We start from the raw sequence: 25799 nt of genomic DNA on the forward strand, positions 1-25799 counted from the left end.
GATGCGCGCTGCCCTCTGGTTCCTGGCCCTGTTCGGCATGGCCGTGGCCGTGGCCCTGTTCGCCGGCAACAACCAGGGCACGGTCACCGTGTTCTGGCCGCCCTACCGGGTCGACCTGTCGCTCAACCTGGTGCTGCTGCTGCTGTTCGGCGGCTTCACGCTGCTGCACCTGGCGCTGCGCACGCTGGCCGCGCTGCTGGACCTGCCGGTGCAGGCCGGCCGCTGGCGCACGCAGCAGAAGGAGCGCGCCATGCACGTGGCGCTGCTCGACGCGCTGGCGCACCTGGCGGCCGGGCGCTTCATCCGTTCGCGCAAGGCGGCCGAGGCCGCCATCGCCCAGGAGCAGGCGCTGGTCGGCTCGGGCGAACCGCTGGCCCATGCGGTGCAGGTGCGGGCCCTGGCGCACCTGCTGGCGGCCGAGAGCGCGCACGCGCTGCAGGACCGCGCGGCACGCGAGCAGCATCTGGCCCAGGCGCTGGAGCAGACCGCCGACAACCCCTCGGGCCCGGCCCAGGAGGTGCGCGAGGGCACCCAGCTGCGCGCGGCCGCGTGGGCGCTGCAGGACCGCGATGCCAACGCGGCGCTCGAATGGCTGGAAGGCCTGCCCCAGGGCGCCGGGCGGCGCACGCTGGCGCTGCGGCTGCGGCTGCGCGCGGCACGGCTGGCGCGCCACACGCAGTCCGCCCTGGAGACTGCACGCCTGCTGGCCAAGCACCGAGCGTTCTCCACCGCGGCGGCGCAGAGCATCGTGCGCGGCCTGGCGACCGAACTGCTCAACGGCGCGCATGACGTCGCGCAGCTCACCCGGACCTGGCAGTCGCTGGAGCCGGCCGAGCGCGCCACGCCCGAGCTGGCCATCCACGCCGCCAGCCGCCTGCAGCAGTTGCAGGGCGACCCGGCCCTGGTGCGCACCTGGCTGCTGCCGGCCTGGGACACCATGACGGCCCACGCCGACGCCCTGCCCACTCTGCTGCAGGTGCGCCTGGTGCGCACGCTGGAAGCCGGCATGGATTCGGTGGACGCGGCCTGGCTGGCGCGCATCGAGGGCGCGCAGCAGCACAACCCGCGCGATCCGCACCTGCAGTACCTGGCCGGCATGGCCTGCCTGCGCCGCCAGCTCTGGGGCAAGGCCCAGCAACTGCTGAGCCAGGCCAGCCAGCAGCTGGTGCAGCCCGAACTGCGCAGCAGCGCCTGGCGCGCGCTGGCCGAACTCGCCGAGCAGCGCGACGATGCCGAGGCGGCCGCCGCGGCCTGGCGCAAGGCCGCGGCCATCCGCTGAGCCCCTCGGTCCCTTTGCTCACACGCCCCGCAGCGCCTCGGCACCCGGGGCGTTTTCACATCCGAATGACCCTGCTTGGCACGTCCCAGGAATTACGATAAAGTAAACGAATTACGAATAGTTGAATCACAACCCACCTCCATCGAGGACCAGGAGACTCCATGTCCGCCGTACTCAACACCCCTCCCCGCCTGTCGCCGCAAAGCCTGGCCGCATTGCCGCCCCCGGCGGCCATCCAGCAGTTGCACCACTTCGCCTACAAGGCCCGGGATGCCGAGGAGACCCGGCATTTCTATGAGGACATCCTGGGCCTGCCGCTCTACCACATCATCCAGAGCGACCACGTGCCCAGCACGGGCGAATACTGCCCCTATACGCATTTCTTCTTCCGGCTGAAGGATGGCTCCTTCATCGCCTTCTTCGACATCGGCGACGACGTGAAGGCAGAGCCCTCGCCCAACACGCCGCTGTGGATCAACCATGTCGCCTTCCGCGTGGACACGGTGGAGGAACTGGAGAACACCAAGGCCCGGCTGCAGGCGCATGGCGTCGAAGTGCTGGGCGTGACCGACCACCACATCTTCAAGAGCATCTACTTCTTCGACCCGAACGGCATCCGGCTCGAACTCAGCGCCCAGCTCGCCGACGAGGTGCAGATGGAGCGCGAAAGCACCACCGCCCACGCCCGCCTGGCCGAGTGGACGGCGCGCAAGGAGCAGTGGCGCCGCGACCGCGCGGCCGGCAAACCGGTCGATCAGCTCAAGCCGCAGCAGAACGACCGCCCCGAAGTCGGCGCCCGCGCCTGACGCTTCTTTTTTTGTAGCAACAAGCCCAGGAAACACCTGGGCTACAGCCATGAAGGACCATAAAAGACGCCCAGCCAGGGCACGGCAGGCACTTCAGGCGTCTGGCGGGCAGCGGCCCAGGCGGCACCGGTAAAATCCCCGCTCCCCCCGTCACGCAAACGGCACCCCAGGGTGCCGTTGCCTTTTTCCGAGCACCGCCTACGCCATGAGCGACACCCCCGCCTCCACGCCCGCCCAACCCGGGCTCGACAGCCTGTCCAAGTCCTTCGAGCCCGCCGCCCTCGAGGCGCACTGGGGGCCCGAGTGGGAGAAGCGCGGCTACGCCGCCGCCGGCTACCGCGGCACCGGCGCGCCCCGGGCGGGCGCAGAGTCCTTCTGCATCCAGTTGCCGCCGCCCAACGTGACCGGTACGCTGCACATGGGCCATGCCTTCAACCACACGGTGATGGACAGCCTCACGCGCTACCACCGCATGAAGGGCGCCAACACGCTGTGGGTGCCGGGCACCGACCATGCGGGCATCGCCACGCAGATCGTGGTCGAGCGCCAGTTGCAGGAGCACAAACTCAGCCGCCACGACCTGGGCCGCAAGAACTTCGTCGCCCGCGTCTGGGAGTGGAAGGAAAAGTCCGGCAACACCATCACCACGCAGATGCGCCGCATGGGCGACAGCGTGGACTGGAACCACGAATACTTCACCATGGACGACAAGCTCTCGGCCGTGGTGACCGAGACCTTCGTGCGCCTGTACCAGCAGGGCCTGATCTACCGCGGCAAGCGCCTGGTCAACTGGGATCCGATGCTGAAGACCGCCGTCTCCGACCTGGAGGTGGAAAGCGAGGAGGAAGACGGCTCGCTCTGGCACATCCGCTACCCGCTGGCCGACGGCAGCGGCGAGTCGCTGGTGGTCGCCACCACCCGCCCCGAGACCATGCTGGGCGACGTGGCCGTGATGGTGCATCCGCAAGACGAGCGCTACACCCACCTCATCGGCAGGCAGGTCACTCTGCCGCTGTGCGACCGCACCATTCCCGTGATCGCCGACGACTACGTGGACAAGGCCTTCGGCACCGGCGTGGTCAAGGTCACGCCCGCGCATGACGTGAACGACTACGCGGTCGGCCAGCGCCACGGCCTGCCGCTGATCGGCATCCTCACGCTCGACGCCGCCGTCAACGACAACGCGCCCGGGAAGTACCGCGGCCTGGACCGCTTCGTTGCGCGCAAGCAGGTGGTCGCCGACCTCGAAGCCCTGGGCCTGCTGGTCGAGGTGAAGAAGCATAAGCTCATGGTGCCGCGCTGCGTGCGCACCGGCCAGGTGGTCGAGCCGATGCTGACCGACCAGTGGTTCATGGCCATGAACAAGGTCGCCGCAGGCGACGCCACCGGCAAGTCGATCGCGCAGAAAGCCATCGACGCGGTGGACAGCGGCGCGGTGCGATTCGTGCCGGAGAACTGGGTCACCACCTACCACCAGTGGATGCGCAACATCCAGGACTGGTGCATCAGCCGCCAGCTCTGGTGGGGCCACCAGATCCCGGCCTGGTACGACGAGGACGGCCAGGTCTACGTCGCCCGCAGCGAGGCCGAGGCGCAGGCCCAGGCCCCCGGCAAGACCCTGACCCGCGACGAGGACGTGCTCGACACCTGGTACTCCTCGGCGCTGGTGCCCTTCAGCACCATGGGCTGGCCGGCGCAGACCGACGGCCCGACCGGCGACTACAACCTCTACCTGCCCTCCTCGGTGCTGGTGACCGGCTACGACATCATCTTCTTCTGGGTCGCCCGGATGATCATGATGACCACCCACTTCACCGGCCGCGTGCCCTTCAGGGACGTCTACATGCATGGCGTGGTGCGCGATGCCCAGGGCAAGAAGATGAGCAAGTCCGAGGGCAACGTGCTCGACCCGGTGGACCTGATCGACGGCATCGCGCTCCAACCCCTGCTCGAAAAGCGAACCCAGGGCCTGCGCAAGCCCGAAACCGCGCCCAAGGTGCGCAAGCAGACCGAGAAGGAATTCCCCGAAGGCATTCCCGCCTACGGCGCCGATGCGCTGCGCTTCACCTTCGCCGCCATGGCCTCGCTCGGGCGCAGCGTCAACTTCGACCCCAAGCGCTGCGAGGGCTACCGCAACTTCTGCAACAAGCTCTGGAACGCCACCCGCTTCGTGCTGATGAACTGCGAAGGCCAGGACTGCGGCCTGCAGGAGCACACCAAGGCCGACTGCGCCCCCGGCGGCAGCGCCCACGGCTACCTGCGCTTCAGCCAGGCCGACCGCTGGATCACCTCGACCCTGCAGCGCGTGGAGGCCGAGGTCGCCAGGGGCTTTGCCGACTACCGCCTGGACAACGTCGCCAGCGCCGTCTACGAGTTCGTCTGGAACGAGTTCTGCGACTGGTACCTGGAGATCGCCAAGGTGCAGATCCAGACCGGCGACGAGGCGCAGCAGCGCGCCACGCGCCGCACCCTGATCCGCACGCTGGAGACCCTGCTGCGCCTGGCGCACCCGCTGATCCCCTTCATCACCGAGGCACTGTGGCAGAAGGTGGCGCCCGTGGCCGGCCGTGCCGGGGCCTCGGTCAGCATCGCCGCCTACCCGGAAAGCCAGCCCGAGCGCATTGACCCCGCGGCCGAAGCTTGGGTCGCCCGGCTCAAGGCCGTGGTTGACGCCTGCCGCACGCTGCGCGGCGAAATGAACGTCTCGCCCGCCACCCGGATGCCGCTGTACGCGGTGGGTGACGCGGACTTCCTGCGCGCGGCCATGCCCGCGCTGCAGGCGCTGGCCAAGCTCAGCGAGGTCAAGGTGTTCGACGACGAGGCCGCCTGGCAGCAGGCGGCCCAGGCAGCACCGGTGGCCGTGGTGGGCGATGCGCGCATCTGCCTGCACATGGAGATCGACGTCGCCGCGGAAAAGCAGCGCCTGGGCAAGGAAGTGGCGCGCCTGGAGGGCGAGATCGCCAAGGCCCACGGCAAGCTCGCCAACCAGGCCTTCGTCGCCAAGGCCCCGCCGGCCGTGATCGAGCAGGAGCACAAGCGCCTGGCCGACTTCGGCGCCGCGCTGGAGCGCCTGCGCGCGCAGCTGTCGCGGCTGGCATAGGCACCCGGCCATCCCGGTGGTCCATGGCGCCGCGCGCCACCCGCGGCACATGAGCCCCGCCGACGCCGAAGGCCGCGGAGCAGGCCATGCGCAGACATCCGCGGAACCGGCACCGCCGGGCCGCAGGATCTGCCCTCGCAGGAGTGAAGCGCGCAGCCTCGGCATGGCGGCGGTGCTTCAGAACTCGTAGTTGGCCGACACCCAGAGCCGCCGCCCTTCCTGGCTGTTGGCATACAGGTTGCCGTAGCTCACCGGCGGCCGCTGGCCCGGCACCGCGTACGGCTGGAAGTCCAGGAAGTTCTTGTTGAACAGGTTGTAGATCGCCGCAACCAGAATGGCCAGGGGGCAGCGGCAGCGCTCCGGCGGCCGGGCCGGTGCTACCCCTGTCCTATACTTGCCGGCATGCCTACGGGCGCCAACGGCGCGAGCTCTCTGCGCTCGCGCGCAGGCGGCACAGCCGCCGCACGACATTCTCAAGACACCCGCAAATGACCTCTTCGTCGCGTCGCATCAACAAAGCCGTGTTTCCCGTCGCCGGCCTCGGCACCCGCTTCCTCCCGGCCACCAAGGCCCAGCCCAAGGAAATGCTGCCCGTGGTGGACAAGCCGCTGATCCAGTACGCGGTGGAGGAAGCCTACGCCGCGGGCATCCGCCACATGATCTTCGTCACCGGCCGCAACAAGCGCGCCATCGAGGACCATTTCGACACCGCCTACGAGCTGGAGAACGAGCTCGAGGCCGCCAACAAGCACGCGCTGCTGGCCCTGGTCAAGTCGATCCAGCCGGACGACATGGTGCTCTCCTACGTGCGCCAGCCGCGCATGCTCGGGCTGGGCCATGCCGTGCTCTGCGCCGAGCACCTGGTGGGCAACGAAGCCTTCGCCGTGCTGCTGGCCGACGACCTGATGGTGGGCAAGCCGCCGGTGCTGGCGCAGATGGCCCAGGTGTTCGAGCGCACCGGCGGCTCGGTGCTGGCGGTGCAGGAAGTGCCGCAGGACCAGACCAAGCGCTATGGCATCGTGGTCGGCGACATGGTCGAAGACCGCCTGCTCAAAGTCAATCACATGGTGGAGAAGCCCGATCCGGCCGTGGCGCCCTCGCGCATGGGCGTGGCCGGCCGCTACATCCTCACGCCCGCCGTGTTCGAGCAGATCCGCCAGCAGAAGCAGGGCGTGGGCGGCGAGATCCAGCTCACCGACGGCATCTCCGGCCTCATGCAAAGCGAGTGGGTCTACGCCTGGCAGTACGAAGGCAAGCGCTACGACTGCGGCAGCAAGGAAGGCTTCCTGGAGGCCACCGTGGAACTGGCGCTGCAGCACCCCGAGGTGGGCGTGCATTTCCGCGAATACCTGCGCCAGCTCGACATCTGAGGCCGGCCGGCGCGCCGCCAGCGCCACCCCGGTTCAGCGGCGGCGCAGGATGTGGATGTGCTCCTCGGCCACGGTCTGCTGCTCCACCAGCTCATTGCCGGTCTGGCGGGCGAAGGCCTGGAAATCGCGTATAGAGCCGGCATCGGTGGACACCACGCGCAGCAACTGGCCGCTGTGCAGCTCCGACAGCGCCTTCTTGGCCTTGAGGATCGGCAGCGGGCAGTTCAGGCCGCGGGTATCGAGTTCTTTGTGGACGTCCATGGTGGGCGGGATTCTAGGCTGCAACTTCCACGGCCGGCCGTGCCGGCCCGTCGACGAAGACCGGCTCGTGGCCGCGCGAGCGCAGCCAGTCGGCCAGCGCCTGGCCGGTGCCGGAAGGCCAGCAGCGCAGGTCCTGCAGCTCGAACAGGCGGTACTCCGCCAGTTCCGGCGACAGCCGGACCTCGCCCCGCGCCTGCACGTGGTAGACGATCAGCACCTGGTTCATGCGCTGGAAGTCGTAGACGCCGATCAGCCTCACCGCCAGGGCATCGAGCCGGGTTTCCTCCTTGACCTCGCGCGCAATGCCTTCCTCCGGCGTCTCGCCGGCTTCCATGAAGCCGGTGATCAGGGCGAACATGCGGTGCGTCCAGGCCGCGTTGCGCGCCAGCAGGACCTTGCCGTCCACCTCGACGACGGCGCCCAGCACCGGCGTGGGGTTGTTCCAGTGGGTCCAGCCGCAGGCCGCGCAGCGCAGGCGCAGCTTCTCACCGCCGTCTTCCATCTGCGCCATCGGCGCGAGCGCCCCCGCGCACATCGGACAGAATCGGTAGCTCTGCTGCATTGCTATGTTTTTAATAGCTACAAGCCCAGTAAATACCTGGGCTTCAAGGCATTTTCATTGAAATTCAGGCGGGAAACACGCCCGTGGACAGATAACGGTCACCACGATCGCAGACGACGAAGACGATGGTCGCGTTCTGCTCGCGCTGCGAGATCTGCTGCGCCACCCAGCAGGCGCCCGCCGCCGAGATGCCGCCGAAGATGCCCTCCTCGCGCGCCAGGCGGCGGCACATTTCCTCGGCATCGGACTGGCTGACCAGCACCGTCTCGTCGACCACGCTGGCGTCGTAGATCTGCGGCATGTACGCCTCGGGCCACTTGCGGATGCCCGGAATGCGCGAGCCTTCCGCCGGCTGCGCGCCGACGATGCGCACCGAGGGCTTCTTTTCCTTGAGGTAGCGGCCGACGCCGGTGATGGTGCCGGTGGTGCCCATCGCGCTCACGAAGTGGGTGATGCGGCCGTGCGTGGCATCCCAGATCTCGGGGCCGGTGGTCTCGTAGTGGATGCGCGGGTTGTCGGTGTTGGCGAACTGGTCCAGCACCCGGCCCTTGCCGTCCTTCTGCATCTGCTCGGCCAGATCGCGCGCGTACTCCATGCCGCCGCTCTTGGGCGTGAGGATCAGTTCCGCGCCAAAGGCCTTCATGGTCTGCGCACGCTCGATGGACAGGTCCTCCGGCATGATCAGCAGCATGCGGTAGCCCTTGATGGCCGCGGCCATCGCCAGCGCGATGCCGGTGTTGCCCGACGTGGCCTCGATCAGCACGTCGCCGGGTTGGATGTCGCCGCGCTCCTGCGCGCGCTGGATCATCGACAGCGCCGGCCGGTCTTTCACCGACCCGGCCGGGTTGTTGCCCTCGAGCTTGCCGAGCACCACGTTGCCCGAAACCGCGCCCTCGGCCGCCCCGATGCGCTGCAGCGCCACGAGCGGCGTGCGTCCGATGGTGTCCTCGATGGTGGGATATTGCATGCATGCACTGTGCCATAATTTCGGACTTCGCTCCCAGCGCCCGGGTGGTGAAATTGGTAGACGCAGGGGACTCAAAATCCCCCACCGAAAGGTGTGCCGGTTCGATTCCGGCCCCGGGCACCAGATACAAGAAGCCGTTGATTCGCCGGACCCCAGGGAGTCGGCGACGGCCATGGCGAAATTGCACATCCGGTGCGCTTCTGTCCCTCATCCGAGGGGCACTACGGCCTACCTTGCGCGACTACCGCTGCGGCACCAGCACCACGGATCCTGAAAGCACACGACGACCTCCAGGCCCCGGCAATTGGCCGCCAGCAACTGCGGGCCCGAGACTGGGCGAGCCAACGCCGCCTGCCACTGCGCTCATAATTGACGTTACGTCAACGTCAACCACAGGAGCAAACATGGACATCGCAGGCAAGGTTTTCATCATCACGGGCGCGGCCTCGGGGCTGGGCGAGGGAGCGGCACGGCTGCTGGCCGGCAAGGGCGCAAAGGTGGTGGTGGCCGACATGCAGGACGCCAAGGGCCAGGCCGTGGCGCAGGAGATCGGCGGCGCCTTCGTGCGCTGCGACGTCACGCAGGAGGCCGACGGCCAGGCCGCGGTGGCCAAGGCGCTCGAGCTGGGCCGGCTGATGGGGCTGGTCAACTGTGCCGGCATCGCGCCGGCCGAGAAGACGGTGGGCAAGGCCGGCGCGCATTCGCTGGCGCTCTTTGCCAAGACCGTGACGGTGAACTTGGTGGGCAGCTTCAACATGATCCGCCTGGCGGCCGAGGCCATGGCCCGCAACGAGCCCGAGCCGACCGGCGAGCGCGGCGTGCTGATCTCCACCGCGTCGGTGGCGGCCTATGACGGGCAGATCGGGCAGGCGGCCTACAGCGCCTCTAAGGGCGGCATCGTCGGCATGACGCTGCCGATCGCGCGCGACCTGGCGCGCAACGGCATCCGCAACATGACCATCGCCCCGGGCATCTTCGGCACACCGATGCTGTTCGGCATGCCGAAGGAGGTGCAGGACGCGCTGGCCGCGGGCGTGCCCTTCCCCTCGCGACTGGGCACGCCGCAGGACTACGCCAAGCTGGTGGCCCACATCGTCGAGAACGAGATGCTCAATGGCGAGGTCATCCGCCTGGACGGCGCCATCCGGCTGGCGCCGAAGTAAGGCTCCCGCTCGCGGCTTGCGGTAGCGATCGGTTGCGGGCAAGGCCGGTGAATTGGATACAGTACGCTGCAAGGGACGTTGCCTCTTGGGCCGTCCGCCAATCCAGCAGCACCAGAAGCCATCCATGAAACACCTCGCACTCTCCGCCCTGGCCGCAGCCGCTCTCCTCTCCGGCTGCGTCACGACTCCGCCCCCGTCCGCGCCGCAGACCGTGGCGGACCTGCTCAACGCCGACCCGACTGCCGAGTGCCTGGCGGCGGCCAACCGCGACCCGCGCCTGACCGTGCTCGAATCCAAGGTGGGCAGCCTGCGCAGCGCGGGCCAGGCGTCGCTGCCCATGCTCGGCAGCAAGCAGATGCCCAGCCCCCAGGAGAAGACCGCGCTGGACATCTGGGGCAGCGAGCGGCAACGCTGCCTGCCGCTGGGGCAGAACTACCGCGCGAGCAAGTTTCCGCCGGCCCTGGCGTCGGCGTTCGAGCTCAACCAGCGCGAGCTGGTGTTCCTCACCACCAGGCTGTACGCGGGCGACATCAACTACGGCCAGTTCAACATGCGCCGCCAGGAGCTGGGCGACGCCTACCGCGCGCGGCTGCTGGAATTCCAGCAGCAGTACAGCGCCTGGCTGCAGGAGATCGAGCCCCAGCGCCGGCTGGCCGCCTCGCCGCCGCCGCAGACCATGCCGGTATCCCCGGCGGTGCGCGCGCTGTTCACCACCTGCAACCGCTACAACGTCGACTACGTGAGCTGCACCAGCCAGTAGGGCTGGCCGGAAACATTCCTGCACTTCTTCCGGGCGGGCCTCCCGGACAATGGCCCGCAGGAGAAGAGCAGCATGAACATAAGCCCCTTCATCGCCCTGGCGCGCAAGTCGATCGCCTCGTGGTCGGATGACTACGCGCCCAGCATGGGCGCGGCCATTGCCTACTACACCGTCTTTTCGCTCGCGCCGCTGCTGCTGATCGTGATCGCGGTGGCCGGCTTCGTCTTCGGCCGCGAGGCGGTGCAGGGCGAGATCGTGGGCCAGCTCTCCGGCCTGCTCGGGCAGGAGGGCGCCATGGCGGTGCAGGGCCTGATCCGCGGGGCCAGCCACCCTACCGAGGGCATTATCGCCAGCAGCATCAGCGTGGTGGTGCTGGTGGTCGGCGCCACCACCGTGTTCGCGGAGCTGCAGAGCGCGCTGGACCGCATCTGGCGCGTGCCCGCCAAAGACGACAAGAGCGGCGTGTTCGCCACGCTGCAGGCCCGGCTGCTGTCCTTCGGCCTGATCCTGGGACTGGCCTTCCTGCTGATGGTGTCGCTCACGGTGAGCGCGGCGGTGGCGGCCATGGGCAAGTGGGCCGGCCAGATGGTACCGGGCTGGACCTTCGCGCTGATGGCGCTGAACCTGCTGGTGTCGCTGTCCATCACCACGCTGCTGTTCGCCATGATCTACAAGCTCATGCCCAAGGCCAGCATCGCCTGGCGCGACGTCTGGGTCGGCGCGGCGGTGACCGCCGTGCTGTTCGAGGTCGGCAAGATGCTGATCGGGCTCTACGTGGGCCGCAGCGCCATCTCGTCCTCCTTCGCCGCGGCGGGCTCCATCGTGGTGCTGCTGGTCTGGGTCTATTACTCGGCGCAGATCTTTCTGCTGGGCGCGGAGTTCACCTGGGTCTATGCCAACGAATACGGCTCGCGCAAGCCGGCCGCGCTGCGCGACACTGCGCCAGCGCCCATCCGGCACGACGACAGCACTCACCTGGAAATCGCGCCGACCACGCAAGAGGCCGGCCCCACCCTGCAGCAGCGCATCCTCGTCGCCGTCGGGCTGGCCGCCCTGCAGGTCGCGATCCGGTTCGCCATGAAGCGCCGTGCCGCCCGCAAGCAGGCGCTGCGGCGCTAGCGGGAAGTGGCGAGCGCGGCGCGGTAAAGCGCGGCACCGGCAACCGCCGTGAGGAACACGCCCCACAGCACGTCGATCACTGCCAGCCCGGCCGGGAAGCCTTCTAGCACCGACAGGTTGGTGGCGTCATAGGTGCCATAGGCCACGAAGCCGACCACCGCCGCCCGCAGTACCGCCGTGCCCCAGCCCGCGGGCCGGCCCGAGAGCACCAGGTAGGTCAGGCCGGCCGGGTAGAGCAGATAGAAGGCCGCCGCGGGCACCATGTCCGGGCTTTCGCGCAGCAGGCTGCCCATCTCGCGCTGGTACAGATCGCGGGCCACCAGGCCGAGCCAGAGCCCGTCCAGCACCAGCAGGGTCAGCAGGGCGGCCAGATAGGCCAGGCTCCAGCTACGGGCGGAATAAGAAGCGTACATGCGGACGACTCCAATCGAGGGGTGACCCCGCAATGTACGGCAGTGCTCAGGCCCCGCCCTCCTCCGCCATGGCGCGCACCCAGCTTTCGAAGAGGACCAGGGCCGGCGGCGGCGCGTCCACGGCCGGCATGACCAGGTAGTACGAGCGCTCGCCGCGCAGCGGCCGGTTGCAGGCCACCACCAGTTCGCTGCGCGCCAGCTCGGCCTCGATCAGCAGCGGCGGAATCAGCGCCACGCCCAGGCCATGCGCGGCGGCGACGGCCACCATGGAGAACAGCTCATAGCGCGGCCCGGCCAGGGCGGCCGGCGCGGCCACGCCCATGGCGTCGAACCACTGGCGCCAGCCGTAGGGCCGGGTGCTTTGCTGCAGCAGCGGCAGCGCGGCGATGCGGGCCGGCGTGAGTTCCGCGTCGCCGCGCAGCGCCGGGCTGCAGACCGGGATCACGTCCTCGTGCAGCAGCGGTTCGGCGCGGGTGCCGGGCCAGTGCGCGACCTGCTCGGGCGTGCCGGCGTACAGCGCCGCGTCAAAACCGGTGTCGGCGAACAGGAAGGGCCGGGTGCGGGTTTCGATGTGCACCGTGATGTCCGGGTGCAGCGCCGCCAGCCGGGGCAGGCGCGGCACCAGCCAGCGCGTGGCGAAGGTCGGCACCGCCGCCAGCGCGACGGCGCCGCCGCGGCCCTGGCCGGCCATCAGGTCCAGCGTGTCGCGCTCCAGGCCTTCCAGCCCGCGCGCGATCTGCCGCCAGTACTGCTTGCCGCCGGGCGTCAGCGCCACGCCATGCCGGGTGCGCCGGAACAGGGTCACGCCCAGGAAGTCCTCCAAGGCCTGCACCTGGCGCGACACGGCGCTTTGCGTGAGCGAAAGCTCTTCGGCCGCGCGGGTATAGCTCTCGTGCCGCGCGGCGGCTTCGAAGCAGGCCAGCGCCTGGGTGGAGGGTATACGCCGCCGCATGATGAAATGGAATCTTCTTTTGGACCAGGCCAGCACGGTGCCTGTGCTTCATTCTTCCAGAAATTCCCATACCGCATAGCTTGATGTGCAAAACTCGTTTGCCGCAAAACCGGCGGCGCACTAGGATGCAGCCTTCCTCAGCTTCCCCCTTCCCCAGGAGACCTTCCATGTCCAGCGCCCCGCACCGCGCCGCCTTCCAATGGGCCGACCCGTTCCTGCTCGAACAGCAACTGAGCGACGAAGAGCGCATGGTGCGCGACGCGGCCCATGCCTACTGCCAGGACAAGCTGGCGCCGCGCGTGCTCGAGGCCTTCCGCCACGAGAAGATGGACACCAGCATCTTCCGCGAGATGGGCGAACTGGGCCTGCTCGGCCCGACCATCCCCGAGCAGTACGGCGGCCCGGGGCTGAACTATGTCTCCTACGGCCTGATCGCGCGCGAGATCGAGCGCGTGGATTCGGGCTACCGCTCCATGGCCAGCGTGCAGTCCTCGCTGGTGATGGTGCCCATCCACGAATTCGGCACCGAGGCGCAGAAGCAGAAGTACCTGCCCAGGCTGGCCAGCGGCGAGTGGATCGGCTGCTTCGGCCTGACCGAGCCCGATCACGGCTCCGACCCCGGCAGCATGGCCACGCGCGCCCACAAGGTCGACGGCGGCTACCGGCTCAAGGGCAGCAAGATGTGGATCACCAACAGCCCGGTGGCCGACGTGTTCGTGGTCTGGGCCAAGGAAGTCTCCAAAGGCGGCGCCGTGGGCCCGATCCGCGGCTTCGTGCTCGACAAAGGCATGAATGGCCTGAGCGCCCCGGCCATCCACGGCAAGGTCGGCCTGCGCGCCTCGGTCACCGGCGAAATCGTCATGGACAACGTCTTCGTGCCGGAAGAAAACGCCTTCCCCGAAGTACAGGGACTCAAAGGACCGTTCACCTGCCTCAACAGCGCACGCTTCGGCATCGCCTGGGGCGCGCTGGGCGCGGCCGAATTCTGCTGGCACACCGCGCGCCAGTACACGCTGGACCGCAAGCAGTTCGGCCGCCCACTCGCGGCCAACCAGTTGATCCAGAAGAAGCTGGCCGACATGCAGACCGAGATCACGCTGGGCCTGCAGAGCTGCCTGCGCGTGGGCCGCATGAAGGACGAGGGCCAGAACGTGGTCGAGATCACCTCGCTGATCAAGCGCAACAGCTGCGGCAAGTCGCTCGACATCGCCCGCCTGGCGCGCGACATGATGGGCGGCAACGGCATCAGCGACGAGTTCGGCGTGGCGCGGCACCTGGTGAACCTGGAAGTGGTCAACACCTATGAAGGCACGCACGACGTGCACGCCCTGATCCTTGGCCGTGCGCAAACCGGCATCCCGGCCTTCAGCTAACCCCCAGGCTTCGCACTGCGTGTCTTCGCCAACCCCCTTCCAGGGGGCGGCCCGGCGCGGCGCGCCTGCGCATGAAGAAGAAATACGCTCTCCGTTCATAGGACACATCGGATGACCCTCACCACCCACGAAGGCGCCCTCGCCGGCCTCAAGGTTCTCGACCTCTCGCGCGTGCTGGCCGGCCCCTGGTGCACCCAGACCCTGGCCGACCTGGGCGCGGACGTGGTGAAGATCGAGCGCCCCGGCAGCGGCGACGACACGCGCCACTGGGGCCCGCCCTTCCTGCGGGACGCCGAGGGCCGCGACACCGAGCAGGCCGCCTACTTCGCCTGCTGCAACCGCAACAAGCGCTCGGTCACCATCGACATGGCCACGCCCCAGGGCCAGCAGTTGCTGCGGCGCATGGCCGCCGGGGCCGACGTGCTGGTGGAGAACTTCAAGGTCGGCGGCCTCAGCGCCTACGGCCTGGACTACGCCAGCCTGCAGGCGCTGAACCCGCGGCTTATCTACTGCTCGGTCACCGGCTTCGGCCAGGACGGCCCCTATGCCAGGCGCGCCGGCTATGACCTCATGGTGCAGGCCATGAGCGGCATGATGAGCATCACCGGCCGCGCCGACGGCACGCCCGGCGGCGGCCCGCAGCGCGTGGGCGTGGCGCTCACCGACACCTTCACCGGCATGTACGCCGCCACCGCCATCCTGGCCGCGCTGCACGCGCGGCAGCACACCGGCCGCGGCCAGCACATCGACATGGCGCTGCTGGACGTGGGCATGGCCATCCTGGCCAACCAGACCACCGGCTACCTCAACACCGGCAGCGTGCCGCAACGCCAGGGCAACACCCACCCGAGCCTGGCGCCCTACCAGGACTTCCCGACCGCCGACGGCGCCATGCTGCTGGCCATCGGCAACGACGGCCAGTTCGCGCGCTTCTGCGCCGCCGTGGGCCGGCCCGAGTGGAGCGCCGACGCGCGCTACGCCAGCAACACCGCGCGGGTGCGCAACCGCGGCACGCTGATCCCGGCGATGGAGGAGATCACCCGCACCCGCAGCACCGCCGAATGGATCGCGCTGCTGGAGGACAAGGCCGTGCCCTGCGGCCCGATCAACGACATCGGCCAGGCCTTTGCCGACCCGCAGGTGCAGGCGCGCGGCCTGGCGGTGACGCTGCCGCGCGCGGCCGGCGACGGCATCGCGCAGATCGCCGGCGTGGCCAGCCCGCTGCGCCTGGCCGAGCACCCGCCCGTGCTGCGCCGCGCCCCGCCCGCGCTGGGCGAACACACCGACGAAGTGCTGCAGGAGATCGGCCTGGCGCCTGCGCAGATCGCGGAACTGCGCGCCGCCGGCGTTTTGTGAGGGAAAAAGCCCTGAAGCCCAGGTAATATCTGGGCTTTATGCTATTATTTTTATAGCTAATGTGCGGCCATCTGCGCCAGCCCTTCGCGCACCGTCGGGTAGCGCAGCGCCAGCCGCAGTTCCCGGCGCAGGCGGCGGTTGTCCAGCCGGCGCGACTCGCTCATGAAGCTCAGCAGCATCAGCGACAACTGCTCGCCCGCGGCGCTGCGCGCCACGCGCGGCGGCCGCGGCAGGCGGTACAGGTCGGCCGCCAGATCGAAGTAGTCGCCCATCTTCAGCTCGGTGTCGTCGCTCGCGTGGTAGACGCGCTGCGCCGCGCCGCGCCACAGCGCCGCGCAGCAGGCCCGCGCCAGGTCGTCGGCATGGATGTGGTTGGTGTAGACGTCGTCCTCCGGCCGCAGCACCGGCGTGCCGCGCAGCAGGCGCTCGCGCGGCGTGCCGCCGGACCGGTCGGGCGCGTAGATGCCGGGAATGCGCAGGATGCTGGCGCGGCTGCCGCCCCGGCCGAAGTGGCGCACCGCCGCTTCGGCATCGACCCGGCGGTGCGCGCGCGCGGTGTGCGGCGACACCGGCCGCCACTCGGCCACCCGCTCGCCATGGCAGTCGCCGTAGACGCCGCTGGTCGAGCCATACACCAGCGCCGCCGGCCGCGTGCGCCGCGCCAGCACGCGCACCAGCGCCAGCGTGCGGGGGTCGCGCCACCAGGGCGCGCCGGCCTCCTCGCGCGGCGCGGGCGGCGGCGCCAGGTGCAGCACGCGCTGCGCCAGCCCGGCCAGCCGCCGCAGCGAGGCCGGGTCGTCCAGATTGCCCGCCAGCGGCACGATGCCGCGCGCACGCAGCGCCGGTGCGCGCTCGGGTGTAGACGTGAGCGCGAGCAGCCGCACACGCCCCGCCAACAGGCCCGCGGCGCGCAGGCCGACATCGCCGCAGCCGACGATCAGCACGCGCTGGCGCTTGAAGCGCGCAGGCAGCGCGCCGAGAGGGGTCTGGTTTGAGGGCAAAATCGATCCGATCGAAAGCAAGGCCTCTTCCAAGGATAACCACGCGATGAGTTTCACCATTTCCGTGCAGCCGAGCGGCCGCACCTTCACCACCGAGGCCGGCGAGACCATTCTGGCGGCCGCGATCCGCCAGGGCATCGGACTGCCCTACGGCTGCAAGGACGGCGCCTGCGGCTCCTGCAAGTGCCGCAAGCTCGAAGGCAGCATCACCATGGCCGAGCACCAGAGCAAGGCGCTGTCGGCCGAGGAAGAAGCCCAGGGCCTGGTGCTCACCTGCCGCGCGGTGCCGCAGGGCGACGTGGTGCTGGAGTCGCGCCAGGTCACCGACGAAAGCGCCTTCCCCGTGCGCAAGATGCCGGTACGCGTGCAGTTGCTGGAGAGGCTCTCGCACGACGTCATGCGGCTGCGCCTGCAACTGCCGGCCACCGAGCAGTTGCGCTACCACGCCGGCCAGTACCTGGAATTCATCCTGCGCGACGGCAGCCGCCGCGCCTACTCCATGGCCACCGCGCCGCACGCCCAGGCCGAGACCGGCCCGAGCGTGGAACTGCACCTGCGCCACATGCCCGGCGGCAAGTTCACCGACCACGTGTTCACCGCGCTGAAGGAGCGCGACATCCTGCGCTGCGAGGCGCCCTTCGGCAGCTTCTTCCTGCGCGAGGATTCCGACAAGCCGATCGTGCTGCTGGCCTCGGGCACCGGCTTCGCGCCGATCAAGGCGCTGATCGAGCAGTTGCAGTTCAAGGGCAGCACGCGCCCGGCCACGCTCTACTGGGGCGGACGCCGGCCGGGCGACCTGTACCTGAACGACTGGATCGTGCAGAAGCTCGCCGAGATGCCGCAGTTGCGCTACGTGCCGGTGGTGTCCAACGCCCTGCCCGAAGACAACTGGACCGGCCGCGCCGGCTTCGTCCACCAGGCGGTGCTAGACGACTTCGCCGACCTGTCGGGCCACCAGGTCTACGCCTGCGGCGCGCCCATCGTGGTCGAGTCCGCGCAGAAGGCCTACGTGGCCGAGCGCGGCCTGCCGGCGGAAGAGTTCTTTGCCGACGCCTTCACCAGCGAGGCGGACAAGCACGGCGGCTGAGCCGCGCCTTCACGGCCCCAGCAAAAAGGCCCGCAGCGCGATGCCTGCGGGCCTTTTGCATGGGGCAGCCGGCACCAGGGCCGGCAGCCAAGGGTCAGCTCGACTTGGCTTCGGCTGCCGCAGCCTTCTTGGCCTTGGCGTGCTTGGCATGGCTCTTCTTCTTGGTGACCTTGGCAGCCGGAGCGGCTTCCTTGGCGGCGGGCGCGGCGGTCGCAGCCGGAGCAGCCGTCGCGGGAGCGGGCGCCTGGGCAAAAGCGGCACCGCCGATGGAAAGGGCAAGAGCGGCGACGAGGGCTTGGATCTTCATGGTGTGACCTCCGGGTGGTACATGGAAAACATCTTCCATGCGCCTACAACGCGCCAGGGCTGCGGGCCGCATCACATCCGGCTGACGAAATAGGGTAAGCGATTGTGTCGGCGGCCTCGGCGCGAGGGGCACAATCCGTGCCCATGAAACGTCGTCATCTCCTCCTCAGCGCCGTCGCCGGCATCGCCGCGCCCGCCTTCGCCCAACCATCCGCCGGCCGGCCGATCCGCCTGATCGTCCCGTTCGCCGCAGGCGGCCCGATCGACGTCACCGCCCGTGTCCTGGCCGAGCGCGTGCGCGACAGCCTGGGCACGGTCATCATCGACAACAAGCCGGGCGCCGGCGGCAACATCGGCGCGGACATGATCGCCAAGGCCGCGCCCGATGGCCTGACCATCGGCATCTCCAGCACCGCCACGCACGCGGTCAACCCCTGGCTCTACAGCCGCATGCCCTATGACGCGGCCAGGGACTTCGCCGGCATCACGCAGATGCTGCGCGTGCCCAACGTGCTGGTGATGAACGCCGAGACCGCGCAACGCCTGCGCATCGACAGCGTGGCCGACCTGATCGCTTACGGCAGGAAGAACCCCGGCAAGCTCAACTACGGCAGCGGCGGAAACGGCAGCGCCGGCCACCTGGCGGGCGAAATGTTCAAGCAGCAGGCCGGCATCTTCGCGGTGCACATCCCGTTCAACGGCGGCAACCCGGCGCAGCTGGCGCTGCTGTCGGGCCAGGTCGATTTCAACTTCGACAACCTGGCCACGGCCGCGCCCAACATCCGCGCGGGCAAGCTCAAGGCCATTGCCGTGACAACCGCCCAGCGCAGCCCGGCCCTGCCCGAGGTGCCGCCGGTGTCCGACACGCTCAAGGGCTTCGCCATCGACACCTGGTGGGGACTGGTGGCCCCGGCACGCACGCCGCACGACGTCATCCAGAAGCTCAACCAGGCCTTCGTCGCCGCGCTCAACGCGCCCGAGACCAAGACCCGCTTCGCCGGCCTCATGGCCGAACCGGTGCCCACCTCGCCCGAGGAGTTCGACCGCTTCATGCAACAGGAACTGGCCAAGTACCAGCAGGTGGTCAAGGCCACCGGCGCCAAGGTCGACTGACGCGACGGACCTCTGTTCAGCGCTACCCCAACTGCATCCTGCGCTCACGCAACCAGTGGGCAAAGCCATGGGGGGCGCGCGCCACGCTGCGGGCACTGGTCAGCACGCGCGGGTCCCGCATCCAGGCAATGCGCGCGCCGCGTGCTTCCAGCGTGCGGACCAGTTGCACGTCCTCGTGCGCCGGCACCGATGGAAAGCCACCGCTGCGGCGGTAGGCGTGCGCGCAGACGCCAAGGTTGGCCCCGTGGATGTGGCGGTGGCCATCGCGGTCCTGATAGTGCCGCGCGAAAGCCGCGGCGACGTGGGCCGGTTGCTCGCGCCAGTCGGCCACGCCGATCGTGCCGCAGAAAACGTCGCCGCCGCACAGGAGCTGGCGCGTGATCCAGTCGGACGGCACCACGGAATCGGCGTCGGTGCAGCACAGCCAACGCGCGCCGCGCGCCAGCAGGTGCTGCGCGCCGGCGGCCCGCGCGGCACCGACGCAGCGGGCCTGCACTTTCAGCAGATCGCAGCGATGGCTGCGGGCCACCGCCTCGGTCGCATCGCTGCAGTCATCGGCCACCACGACGATGCAGACCGGCTCCGCATGGACCTGCGCGGCCGCGCGGCGAACCGACGCCAGGCAGGCGCCGATCCATTCCTCTTCGTCGTGCGCGGGAATGCAGACGCCGATCATGGCGCCCCGTCCTGCAAGGCTGCGGCGACCGACGGCGCAGCCCCGTTCTGCCAGACATCCACCCGCATGTCCTGATCCCGCCATGCGCCCACATGTGCCAGCGGCAGGCCGGCCAGCGCAGCCTGATGCACGCTGTCGCCGGAACGGAAGGCATCGGCAATGGGTGCGCGCCAGTGGCACAGCAGCAGGTGGCCTCCATGCGTCAGATGCGCGGGCGCCCGCAGCAGGAAGCGGGCGAAGTCGCGCTCGCTCAGGTAATAGGCCAGCTCCGACACCACGACCAGGTCGCAGTTGCGGGAAGGCCAACGGTCCGGGAAACGCCAATGCTCCACCCGCACCTGCGGCAGCCCGGCCACCGCCGCGCGCGCCCGCGCAGTGGCGGCGGCGCTGGCATCGGCGGAGACCAGTTGGCTGCAGCGCGCGGCCAGCGCCAGGGTATTGCCGCCGACCGAGCAGCCCGGCTCGAACGCCAGGCCGTAGTGCTCGCGCGGCAATGCCGCCAGCAGCAGGCTGCGCTTGCGCCGCTCATACCAGCGCCGGTGTACGCCCCACGGGTCCGCGCTGGCACTGTGCAGTGCTTCGAAGTGGACCGGATCCGCGCGCTGGCCCTGGACCGGCGCTGACGCAAGGCGGCTCATGCCATCACCCATTCGCCAGCGCCGCGCCAGACCTCCAAGGCCTGCGGCGTCAGGACCGGCGCGGCGTCACCGTCGGGCATGAGCTGGCTGCGGAAGGATTCGATCGCCCATGCCTTGGCGCGGAGGAAGCGCGGGCCCACCCGTATACGGCGCATGCGGCAGCGCGGCAGTCCCGCATGGGCCGGATGCCCGGGCACCAGCGCCCAGACCGGGAATTCGATGCAGCGCGCGCCCTGGCGCCGCGCCGCCGCCAGCGCGGCCCGCGCACAGGCCTCGTGGTCGGCGTGTCCGTCGTGGCGCCAGGGGACGAAGACGGTGTCCGCGTCGTGCAGATCCAGCGCACGCGCGAGCGCCTCCTCGTGGCGCACGATGGCGCCATCGGGAAAGCGCAGGCGTTCGACCCTGGCGCTCACGCCCAGCCGCCGCAGCGCCTGGGCGGTTTCCACGGGCCTGAGGGCGCGCAATAGCGCCGGTGTCCAGGTGGCGGAGCCGGGGTGGCTCGCATCGCCGTCGGTAACCGCATACAGCACCACCTCCCGCCCCGCGGCGGAGAGCTGCGCCAGCGTGCCGCCCAGGGCCAGCACTTCGTCATCGGGATGGGGCGCCACGAGCACGACGCGCCCGCCCCCGGGGACCAGGGCTTCGGGGTGCAGGTCCTGCACCGGCTCATCGAGGAGCGTTAGAGCCGCCATGCGCCCTCCTCCGGAGCGGCGAGCCGTCCCAGCGCGGCGAGGTCCCAGTCCGCGTGGCTTTGCCGCAGGAAGACGCCGAGATCGGCCACGCGCCGCGCGTGCGCTGTGTCGCGGCACAGCGGCGCGGCGCCCAGGGCGCGGCCGCAGGCGTCGATCACGCGCTGCGCCGCGGCCTCCACCGTGCCGCGCAGTTGCAGCGCGCCGCGCTGGCCGAAAGCCGGTCCACCGGCGCGGTGGGCATCGATGGCGACGGCCGCCGCGCTCAGGGCCGTGGCCGATGCGGACAAGGCGCAGTCGACCGCGCCCAGGTGGGCCGCCAGCAGGCCGTCCGCCGAAGCGCCCGCACGCGCCACCCGCGCACGCAAGGGTTCGGCGATCGCGGCCGCCGCCCCATGCCAGCAGGCCGCGATGCCGGCGGCGCCATGCCAGAAGCCCGCGCGCGCGACATAGGCGCCCGGCGCGCCGACAGGCTGCGCCGGCACGGCGTCGAACAGCAGGTCCACGCTGGCGGTGGCGGCCATGCCCACGGCGTGCCAGCCCTCGTCGGTCACGGTGATGCCCGCCTGCCGCAGGGACACCGCGAAAAGCCTGGGCCCTCCCTGCGGGTCGCGCGCGGTCACCAGCGCGGCGCGCACGCGTTGCGCACCCGAGCACCAGCTCTTGCGGCCGGCAAGGCGCCAGCGGCCGGCGTCATCGGGCCAAGCGTCGAGCCGCCCCGGGCCTTCGGCTGCCCATACCGCCCATATGCCATCGGGCGCAAGCGCGCGGCGCAGCGCCAGGGCAGGCGAGGGGCCCAGCAATTCCTCCAGGATCGACTCCGCATCGAGGTGCGGCTCGAACAGCTTGCCCAACACGACGTCGTGACCGGTGACGGCGGCCAGCCAGCGAAAGCGCCGCAGGGTGGAGCCGTTCGCCGCGCCATCAGCCTCGAAGGCAGACACCAGGGAGCGCAGCGGCGCATCATCGCCCGCGCTGGAGAATTCCAGCGGCAAGCCCGCGATCTGCGGCGGCAGAGGGGCGGATGAAGGAGCGGAGCGGGGCATCTCGTCGCGTCGCATCGGCGCAGATTGCCGCGCCCTTCCTGGGCGCCATGTCAGCCGCGGCCTCCGGCCCCTGTCGGAGGAAAGCCGCATCCCCTTCTTCAGGCGGCGCGCAAGCGACGGTACAGCGCGTCGTACTGCCGCGCGCTGTCCTCCCAGCCGAAGCGCTGGCGCATGCCGTTGCGCTGCACGGCGCGCCACAGCGGCGGATCGGCGAAGGCGTCCTGCGCCCGCCGCAGGCCTTGCAGCAGCGCGCCCGGCGTGGCCTCCGGGATGACGATGCCGGTAGCGGCATCGGCGCCGGCGTCCAGGTCCACCACGGAATCCGCCAGCCCGCCGGTGGCATGCACCAGGGGCGGCGTGCCGTAGAGCTGGCTGTACATCTGGTTCAGGCCGCAGGGCTCGTAGCGCGAGGGCATCAGGAACACGTCGGCGCCGGCCTCGGTGCGGTGCGCCCGTGCCTCGTCAAAGCCTATGAGTGCGCTGACCTGGCGGGGGTGCGCGGCCGCGGCGGCGCGCAGTGCTTCCTGCAGTACCGGCTCGCCCTGCCCCAGCACCGCGAGTTGCGCGCCCTGCGCCAGCAGCCAGGGCAGCGCCTGCACCACCAGGTCGATACCCTTCTGCTCGGTGAGGCGGCCGACCAGGCCGAACAGCAGCGCGGCCGGGTCTTCCCGCAAGCCGCACTCGCGCTGCAGCGCGGCCTTGCAGGCGGCCTTGCCGCGCATGTCCCGCGCGTCGTAGCGCTGCGCCAGGTAGGCGTCGGTGCGCGGATTCCAGACCCGGGTGTCTACGCCATTGAGAATGCCCACCAGCCGGTCCGCGCGCGCCCGCAGCACACCGTGCAGGCCCACGCCGAGCGCCTCGGTCTGGATCTCGCGCGCATAGGTCGGGCTCACGGTGGTGATGGCATCGCTGAACTGCAGGCCGGCCTTGAGCATGGAGAGATCGCCCCAGAACTCCACGCCGTCGATGCCGCGCCAGGCCGGCGCAATGCCCAGCATGTCGGCGTCGGCCATCCAGAAGCGCCCCTGGAAGGCCAGGTTGTGGACCGTCGTGACGCTGGCGGCCGTGGCCTGGCCGCGCAGGCGCGCCAGGTACAGGTAGAAGGGCGCGAGGCCGCAGGTCCAGTCGTGGCCGTGCAGCACATCGGGCTGCCACGCCGGCCAGGGAGTGTCGGCGCTGGCGAGCCAGGCCGCCACGCGCGCCAGGAAGCCGAAGCGCCGCGCGTTCTGCGCGTGGTCGGCGCCGCCCGCGTCGGCATAGGGCCCGCCGGGGTGCACGAACAGTTCCGGGCAGTCGAGCAGCAGCAGGGTCACGCCCGAGGACTGGGCCACGCTGTCGATGCGCGCGGCCGGCCAGCCCTCGCGCGCGGTCAAGTGCAGGACGCTGCGGCGCCCGGGCAGGCTGGCAAAGGCGCTGTAGGCCGGGATCAGCACCCGCACGTCATGGCCCAGGGCCGCCAGCGCTGGCGGCAGCGCGCCGCTGACGTCGCCCAAGCCGCCGGTCTTGACCCAGGGCGCGCATTCGGGCGTGACGAACAGGACCCTCATGCGGCCGCCAATTCCGGGGCTGCGGCACCGCGGCGCTGCGCGCGCAGCGCGGTCGCCAGGGACAGCATGCGCGGCTCCTCCACCAGCGCCTCCACCGCCACCGCGAGCTTGCGGCGCCAGTTGGGGAACACGGCCTCGCTCGTGCCCGGCACGTTGACCTGCAGCCGCTGCTGGGTCACGTCTTCCAACTGCACGCCCATCAGCAGCGCCGGCGTGCGCGCCAGGTACACGTGCACCGCGTCCACCAGGGCGGTGGTGCACTCGGGCAGCGAGCTGGGGTCGGCGGTGGCGCCCGGCGGCAGCAGGCCCTCGCGCTCGAGCGCGATGAGCAACTGCACCCGATCCTGCACGCGGTCGAGCACCGCCTGGTGGCGCATGTGCTCGTCGGGGTAGAGCTGCAGGCGCGCCTGCAGCTCCAGGTCCTCGCCGCTCCAGAAGCCCTGGAGCGTGGGCAGGTCGTGCGTGCTGACCACGGCCAGCGCCTGCTCCGGCCAGTCGTGTGGCGAGCGGAAGCCGCCGCCGTGGGTGCGCTCGAAGAACAGCGGCCGGTAGGACAGCAGCGCATGCTCGTGCATGGCCTCGCGCATGCGGGGCGCGACGTTGCCCAGGTCTTCCCCTATCACCATGCACTGGTGGCGGTGGCTCTCCAGGGCCAGGATGCCGAGCAGGTCCTCCAGCGGATAGGCGACGTAGGAGGCGCCGGTGGGCGAGATCCAGAACAGGCGCATCAGGCCCATCACATGGTCCAGCCGCAGCGCCCCGGCGTGGCGCATGTTGGCGCGCAGGGTGTCGATGAACGGCTGGTAGCGTCCGGCCAGAAGCCGCCGCGGGTTGAACGGCGGCAGCCCCCAGTTCTGGCCCAGGGCGTTGAGCGGGTCGGGGGGCGCGCCCACGTGCATGCCCAGCGCATAGACGTCGGGCTCGGTCCAGGTTTCGGAGCCGCCCTCGTTGACGCCGACCGCGAGGTCGCGGTACAGGCCCAGCGCCATGCCCGCGGCGCGGGCCTGCGACTGCGCCGCCTGCAGTTGCAGTTCGGCCTGCCACTGCAGCCAGGCGCGAAAGCCCACGCGCGGTTCGTAAGCGCAGGCGAAGGCGGTCACCGCCTCGCCGCGCGGCGAACGGTAGGCCTCGGGCCAGGCCGGCCAGCCCCAGATGGACGGATCGGCGGCGCACAGGTGCTCCTGCAGGGCCTCGAACAGCGCATGGGCGCGCAGGGCCTCGCCGCCGCGGTGCAGGAACGCCTGGAACCGCGCCGCATGCGCGCTGGCCGGAGCAAGGTGCTGCTCGCGGAAATGCGCCCACAGCAGCTCCAGCACGGCGTACTTGGCCTGTGCCACCCCGGCGTAGTCCACCAATTCGGTCGCCCGCAGCTGAGCCAGGCGGCGCTGAAAGTCGTCAGCGGCGACCAGGCGCTGCGCCTCGGCGCATTCCTGGAATTCGGGCACCGCCTCCACGTCCAGGTAGAGCGGGTGGAGCATGTTGCGGCTCGACGGGCTGTAGGGGCTGGCCGCCTCGGGCCGGTCCGGGAACAGCGCATGCAGCGGATTGAGCCCGACGAAGGACGCGCCGAGCCCGGCCATGCCTGCGGCGAGCCCGCGCAGATCGGTGAAATCGCCCATGCCCCAGTTGCGTGCCGAACGCAGGGCATAGAGCTGCACGCAGGGCCCCCACCAGCGCGCCCCCGCCTGCAACGCAGGGGCGGTCCAGCAGCGCCGCGGGGTGACGATGACGGTGGTGTAGCCGTCGCGCTCGGTGGCGCCGTCCAGGCGGTGGTAGCCGGTGGGCATGCCGCCCGGCAGCACCACGTACTGGCGGCCATTGCCGCCCTGGTGGCTGTACAGCGGCTGGCGCAGGCCGCCTTCGAGCGTCAGGTGCCACAGGCTGCCGTCCTGGGTACCGGGCGCCAGCCCCACGCCGTAGGCATCGGGGCCTTCGCCCAGCACGATGACCGGCGGCAGGGTCTGCTGGAAGCCCGCCGCCGCGTGGGCGGCCAGCGCGGCATGCACCTGGCCGTCGTCGGCCGCGGGCACGCCCATGGCGTGCAGGGCGCTGCGCAGGGCGTCGTCGGGTACCTCGCGCTCATGGCCGTAGAAGTCGTGCCAGCGCACGGCCAGGCCCAGTTGCTGCGCGAGGTTCTGCAGCGCGGCGCGGTCGTCCATGCTGGGGCGTGCGCCTTCGGCGTCGGTGGCGGTATCGGTCACGGCGGCATCCTTGA

The 25799-nt window shown here is 70.4% G+C and carries 24 protein-coding genes and 1 tRNA gene; 12 read left to right on the plus strand and 13 right to left on the minus strand.

Annotated elements, in window-relative coordinates; all coding sequences use genetic code 11:
* Position 1 precedes the first annotated feature (1 nt).
* The 4 genes from JHD63_RS05550 to galU all read left to right on the plus strand — a co-directional run bounded on the left by JHD63_RS05550 (position 2) and on the right by galU (position 6555).
* Complete coding sequence (locus JHD63_RS05550) at positions 2 to 1279, plus strand: heme biosynthesis protein HemY (protein ID WP_198969749.1); 1278 nt, start codon at positions 2 to 4, stop codon at positions 1277 to 1279.
* A gap of 161 nt (positions 1280 to 1440) precedes the next feature.
* A complete protein-coding gene (locus JHD63_RS05555; RefSeq protein WP_198969750.1) occupies positions 1441 to 2085 on the plus strand; it encodes a VOC family protein in 645 nt (214 codons plus the stop codon).
* Positions 2086 to 2290: 205 nt separating this feature from the next.
* Positions 2291 to 5185, plus strand: a complete 2895-nt coding sequence (locus tag JHD63_RS05560) for a valine--tRNA ligase (protein WP_198969751.1) — start codon at positions 2291 to 2293, stop codon at positions 5183 to 5185.
* Positions 5186 to 5673: 488 nt separating this feature from the next.
* Positions 5674 to 6555 carry a UTP--glucose-1-phosphate uridylyltransferase GalU gene (gene galU / locus JHD63_RS05565; RefSeq protein ID WP_198969752.1) on the plus strand — a complete coding sequence of 294 codons (882 nt, stop codon included), beginning with the start codon at positions 5674 to 5676 and terminating at the stop codon, positions 6553 to 6555.
* Positions 6556 to 6588: 33 nt separating this feature from the next.
* Here the strand turns inward: galU and JHD63_RS05570 are convergent, their stop codons facing one another.
* From JHD63_RS05570 to cysM, 3 genes are all read right to left on the minus strand, one after another.
* A complete protein-coding gene (locus JHD63_RS05570) occupies positions 6589 to 6816 on the minus strand; it encodes a sulfurtransferase TusA family protein (RefSeq protein ID WP_198969753.1) in 228 nt (75 codons plus the stop codon).
* Between the two features lie 13 nt (positions 6817 to 6829).
* A complete protein-coding gene (locus JHD63_RS05575) occupies positions 6830 to 7378 on the minus strand; it encodes an NUDIX hydrolase (RefSeq protein WP_198969754.1) in 549 nt (182 codons plus the stop codon).
* Between the two features lie 64 nt (positions 7379 to 7442).
* Positions 7443 to 8345 carry a cysteine synthase CysM gene (gene cysM, locus JHD63_RS05580; RefSeq protein WP_198969755.1) on the minus strand — a complete coding sequence of 301 codons (903 nt, stop codon included), beginning with the start codon at positions 8343 to 8345 and terminating at the stop codon, positions 7443 to 7445.
* A gap of 38 nt (positions 8346 to 8383) precedes the next feature.
* Between cysM and JHD63_RS05585 the strand changes: the two genes are divergently transcribed.
* From JHD63_RS05585 to JHD63_RS05600, 4 genes are all read left to right on the plus strand, one after another.
* Positions 8384 to 8468, plus strand: a tRNA-Leu gene (locus tag JHD63_RS05585).
* 281 nt (positions 8469 to 8749) lie between these two features.
* Entirely contained in the window at positions 8750 to 9508 is a 759-nt protein-coding gene (locus JHD63_RS05590) for a 3-hydroxyacyl-CoA dehydrogenase (RefSeq protein ID WP_198969756.1), read from the plus strand.
* Positions 9509 to 9632: 124 nt separating this feature from the next.
* Positions 9633 to 10268, plus strand: a complete 636-nt coding sequence (locus JHD63_RS05595) for a hypothetical protein (protein WP_198969757.1) — start codon at positions 9633 to 9635, stop codon at positions 10266 to 10268.
* A 72-nt stretch (positions 10269 to 10340) separates the two neighbouring features.
* Positions 10341 to 11387, plus strand: a complete 1047-nt coding sequence (locus JHD63_RS05600; protein ID WP_198969758.1) for a YihY/virulence factor BrkB family protein — start codon at positions 10341 to 10343, stop codon at positions 11385 to 11387.
* Here the strand turns inward: JHD63_RS05600 and JHD63_RS05605 are convergent.
* The gene (locus JHD63_RS05605) at positions 11384 to 11800 is read right to left on the minus strand and encodes a DUF2177 family protein (RefSeq protein ID WP_198969759.1); all 417 of its coding nucleotides are present in this window, start codon (positions 11798 to 11800) and stop codon (positions 11384 to 11386) included. The two genes, JHD63_RS05600 and JHD63_RS05605, sit on opposite strands and share 4 nt — an antisense overlap.
* A 46-nt stretch (positions 11801 to 11846) precedes the next feature.
* On the minus strand, positions 11847 to 12752 hold the full coding sequence (locus JHD63_RS05610; protein WP_198969760.1) for a LysR substrate-binding domain-containing protein: 906 nt from the start codon (positions 12750 to 12752) through the stop codon (positions 11847 to 11849).
* A gap of 167 nt (positions 12753 to 12919) precedes the next feature.
* Here JHD63_RS05610 and JHD63_RS05615 point away from each other — a divergent pair, with 167 nt between their 5' ends.
* Both JHD63_RS05615 and JHD63_RS05620 read left to right on the plus strand, forming a co-directional pair.
* Positions 12920 to 14125: an acyl-CoA dehydrogenase gene (locus JHD63_RS05615; RefSeq protein ID WP_198969761.1), complete on the plus strand. Its 1206-nt coding sequence runs from the start codon at positions 12920 to 12922 to the stop codon at positions 14123 to 14125.
* A 111-nt stretch (positions 14126 to 14236) separates the two neighbouring features.
* Positions 14237 to 15481 carry a CaiB/BaiF CoA transferase family protein gene (locus JHD63_RS05620; RefSeq protein ID WP_198969762.1) on the plus strand — a complete coding sequence of 415 codons (1245 nt, stop codon included), beginning with the start codon at positions 14237 to 14239 and terminating at the stop codon, positions 15479 to 15481.
* Between the two features lie 56 nt (positions 15482 to 15537).
* On the opposite strand, the gene JHD63_RS05625 is transcribed toward JHD63_RS05620, so the two are convergent.
* On the minus strand, positions 15538 to 16482 hold the full coding sequence (locus JHD63_RS05625; protein ID WP_198969763.1) for an NAD-dependent epimerase/dehydratase family protein: 945 nt from the start codon (positions 16480 to 16482) through the stop codon (positions 15538 to 15540).
* 46 nt (positions 16483 to 16528) lie between these two features.
* On the opposite strand from JHD63_RS05625, the gene JHD63_RS05630 reads away from it, so the two are divergent.
* On the plus strand, positions 16529 to 17569 hold the full coding sequence (locus tag JHD63_RS05630) for a CDP-6-deoxy-delta-3,4-glucoseen reductase (protein WP_198969764.1): 1041 nt from the start codon (positions 16529 to 16531) through the stop codon (positions 17567 to 17569).
* A gap of 94 nt (positions 17570 to 17663) precedes the next feature.
* Here JHD63_RS05630 and JHD63_RS05635 read toward each other — a convergent pair whose 3' ends face one another.
* Positions 17664 to 17876: a hypothetical protein gene (locus JHD63_RS05635; protein ID WP_198969765.1), complete on the minus strand. Its 213-nt coding sequence runs from the start codon at positions 17874 to 17876 to the stop codon at positions 17664 to 17666.
* A 143-nt stretch (positions 17877 to 18019) separates the two neighbouring features.
* Here JHD63_RS05635 and JHD63_RS05640 point away from each other — a divergent pair, with 143 nt between their 5' ends.
* Entirely contained in the window at positions 18020 to 18988 is a 969-nt protein-coding gene (locus JHD63_RS05640; RefSeq protein WP_198969766.1) for a Bug family tripartite tricarboxylate transporter substrate binding protein, read from the plus strand.
* Between the two features lie 22 nt (positions 18989 to 19010).
* Here JHD63_RS05640 and JHD63_RS05645 read toward each other — a convergent pair whose 3' ends face one another.
* The 6 genes from JHD63_RS05645 to malQ all read right to left on the minus strand — a co-directional run bounded on the left by JHD63_RS05645 (position 19011) and on the right by malQ (position 25785).
* Entirely contained in the window at positions 19011 to 19664 is a 654-nt protein-coding gene (locus tag JHD63_RS05645; RefSeq protein ID WP_198969767.1) for a glycosyltransferase, read from the minus strand.
* Positions 19661 to 20302 carry a methyltransferase gene (locus JHD63_RS05650; protein ID WP_198969768.1) on the minus strand — a complete coding sequence of 214 codons (642 nt, stop codon included), beginning with the start codon at positions 20300 to 20302 and terminating at the stop codon, positions 19661 to 19663. The genes JHD63_RS05645 and JHD63_RS05650 overlap by 4 nt, the downstream gene beginning before the upstream one ends.
* Positions 20299 to 20994, minus strand: coding sequence for a PIG-L deacetylase family protein (locus JHD63_RS05655; RefSeq protein WP_198969769.1), 696 nt, complete (start codon positions 20992 to 20994; stop codon positions 20299 to 20301). The genes JHD63_RS05650 and JHD63_RS05655 overlap by 4 nt, the downstream gene beginning before the upstream one ends.
* A complete protein-coding gene (locus JHD63_RS05660; protein ID WP_198969770.1) occupies positions 20982 to 22037 on the minus strand; it encodes an acyl-CoA dehydrogenase family protein in 1056 nt (351 codons plus the stop codon). The genes JHD63_RS05655 and JHD63_RS05660 overlap by 13 nt, the downstream gene beginning before the upstream one ends.
* Before the next feature lie 98 nt (positions 22038 to 22135).
* Positions 22136 to 23584, minus strand: coding sequence for a glycogen synthase GlgA (gene glgA, locus JHD63_RS05665; RefSeq protein WP_198969771.1), 1449 nt, complete (start codon positions 23582 to 23584; stop codon positions 22136 to 22138).
* Entirely contained in the window at positions 23581 to 25785 is a 2205-nt protein-coding gene (gene malQ / locus JHD63_RS05670; protein ID WP_198969772.1) for a 4-alpha-glucanotransferase, read from the minus strand. Before malQ ends, glgA begins: the two co-directional genes overlap by 4 nt.
* Positions 25786 to 25799: the final 14 nt, after the last annotated feature.

Origin of the sequence: Xylophilus sp. ASV27, assembly GCF_016428875.1 — a bacterium.
In the GTDB taxonomy this organism is placed as follows: domain Bacteria; phylum Pseudomonadota; class Gammaproteobacteria; order Burkholderiales; family Burkholderiaceae_C; genus Xylophilus.